This window comes from Sphingosinicella xenopeptidilytica, from assembly GCF_042676985.1.
In the GTDB taxonomy this organism is placed as follows: Bacteria; Pseudomonadota; Alphaproteobacteria; order Sphingomonadales; family Sphingomonadaceae; genus Sphingosinicella; species Sphingosinicella xenopeptidilytica.
This window is the reverse complement of the sequence record NZ_JBHTIK010000009.1, coordinates 1-2348: the sequence shown is the minus strand read 5'-3', so window position 1 is coordinate 2348 and position 2348 is coordinate 1. Positions and strand designations below refer to the sequence as shown.

The 2348-nt window shown below is 59.3% G+C and carries 2 protein-coding genes; both read right to left on the bottom strand.

Annotation, left to right across the window (positions count from 1 at the left end):
- Window positions 1-989: hypothetical protein (locus ACFQ00_RS13960; RefSeq protein ID WP_381492021.1), on the bottom strand; the 989-nt coding region annotated here is incomplete at its 3' end.
- Window positions 990-1004: 15 nt separating this feature from the next.
- The gene (locus ACFQ00_RS13955) at window positions 1005-2132 is read right to left on the bottom strand and encodes a sugar-transfer associated ATP-grasp domain-containing protein (protein ID WP_381492018.1); all 1128 of its coding nucleotides are present in this window, start codon (window positions 2130-2132) and stop codon (window positions 1005-1007) included.
- Window positions 2133-2348 lie beyond the last annotated feature (216 nt).

Genomic DNA, 2348 nt, shown 5'->3' with positions numbered 1-2348 from the left:
ATCGCCGCGCGCGGATCTCCCGTCGCAAGCCAGTACGCATAGCCATGATTGAACAAATGCGCTTCATCGCGGTTGCCGTGCGCCATGGACTTTCCCGGCGTCGCACCAAGCTCGGCGAGATAGGCGTAATCCGCCGGAACGATCCAGTTTCCCTCTTTGCCATAGTGATCGCGGCCGTTCGCCTTGCCCTCGTTGATGTAGGGCCGATCTTTCCTGAAGGGCTTTTGCGGATCTCTGAGAACATTGTGATTTTCGGACCAGATCGCGAGGTTGGGAAGGCTCAGGCCGTAAAGCATCTGCACGCGATTCCGCTTTGCGGCATCGCTGAAAAGCGACCTGTCGCCGTCAATCGCAGCGGCAATCAGAACGGCATCATCTCCTGAAACGAAGCCGCGCGAGGATGAATATTCCCCCCCCTGGCCCGTGACGATTCCGATCGCATTGTAGGAGCCCGAGAGACCGTAGATCCGATCGGGCCGGTAAACAGGGACCGCGCCTCTCGGTAATCTTGGAAGCGCCTTCGCCGGCGCCTTGGGCCAGCCGCGGAACGCCTGTCGGCTGTATGGCAGCACACGTCTTGCCGAAACGGCATCAAGGAGCCGCTCAATCGATGGAGAGACGGGCTCGCCCGAATCGGCGCACTTCATGCTGCCGGGCAATGCCGATATGCGGAAGGTCTCGCCGGAATAGGCGATGGAATACGCGCGGTCGTCGATCTGGCCCGACCCGTCGGGGCGGCGCACCAGACAAATGCTCCACCAATCGGGCCTGGATTCATATCGGAAGCGATAGGCATGTACGTCATCGAAGCGCCCGAGATCGTCCACCGGCCATACGCCGGTCGGCGTTCGAATGGCCCCGAGGGAAGCGATCGTGACAGCGCGCCCTTCGATCCGGATCTGCGCGGAAGCCGCAGCATATGCCGGTCCGCCGAGGAGCGCGAACATCCCGGCACAGAGTCCGCCGACCAAAGCGCTCCGCTGCCTCATTGCCTCTGAGCGTTCCTAACGATCAAGAACAGCCCTGATATGACGGCCGATCGAGCTTTGGCCAAGCCCGTGGTCGCCTTTCTGGGTCGTCCAGAAGGCGACATAGCTATTGGCTTCGATGATTTTCGGCCCCTCATCGGTAACCGCAACGTCCCAACCGATAAGGCTGGGCGACTGCAGCAGCGGATGCGCGCGCTTCGCCAGCGCAATCGCCTCCGCGAAAAACGGCACCTCGAAACCTTCGATGGGAGCGCCCGTATCGGGATGATGCGTGAAACGCGTGCGGCCGGCGCCGCTGAAACCCTTTTCCAGCCGCCCCGACGACAGATCGACATGGGCGCCCACGGCACCGTGATGCATATTGTCTATGCGGTGGCCCGTCCGTGCGATCTTCAAAAAGCAGGCGGCAATATCGATCTCGCCCGTGGGTCCGATATGGGTGATGACGCGCAGCGTATTGAGGGCCGGCGGGAAAACACCGAGTGCCTGATGCTGGTTCAGCAATTCCTGGAAGAGAATCCCTGCGCCCTCGCCTTCGGGCCCGGACAGCAATCCATCGATATCCCGCCATCCCCGCGCTTCAAAATGCAGCCGGCCGCCCGCTTCGTCGATATCCAGCAGAATATCGACATGCGGCTGCCCGTTTACAGGAGGCATTTTCACAAGCGTCGGCAGCGTCAGGCTTCGCAGCTGTTCACAAAGCGTTCTGGACGAGGGAACGAAGGGGGTGCCGTTCAGGACGCCGCGTGTTCCATTGACGAACCCGTAGGTTTCCGGCTGGGGTATGCCGTTCGCCTTGAAGAAATTATACTGCACCCACTTCGAAAAGCCGACCACGCCGGTGATACGCGGATTCAGCAGGCGCTCCGCAGCGTGGTAATCCCGATGCGGAATATAGTTTGGCGGCACGCCATCGTAGAGCGGTACCGAAAAATACTCTGAAATACTGTACCCTTTCGCACGCTTTGCAAGAAAGTCCAGGGTCAGCGCCAATCGTGACTTCCCTGTCTCCTGAACGGCAGGCGCGAGCCTTTTCAGAAAGCGATCAACTTGACGGGGGGGCATTCCTGGCTCTCCTGTTTGGGCAACGAACCCATACGATCCAAAGACTGAGCTCGCCGAAAGGGCTTCCGGCGAGCTCATTGTCATTTTCTGCGCAACGATTCGCTATGCGAATCTTGTTCTATTTCGAGAAGTTTACCACGGAGTTTGCATCAGACGTAAGTACCTGCACTTTCCGCTAGGGAATAGGTACGCCTGCGTGCTTCCAGTTTACGACACTGAGGTCTTTATTGGGGGCGACTTTAGTTCGTGCGGTTTCCATCTTTGAGATGGCAAGGTCGACGTCTTTGACGGGGG

Excerpts from the sequence above, each read along its gene's own strand:
- ACFQ00_RS13955 (WP_381492018.1), bottom strand. The coding sequence starts at position 2,132 with ATGAGCTCGCCGGAAGCCCTTTCGGCGAGCTCAGTCTTTGGATCGTAT.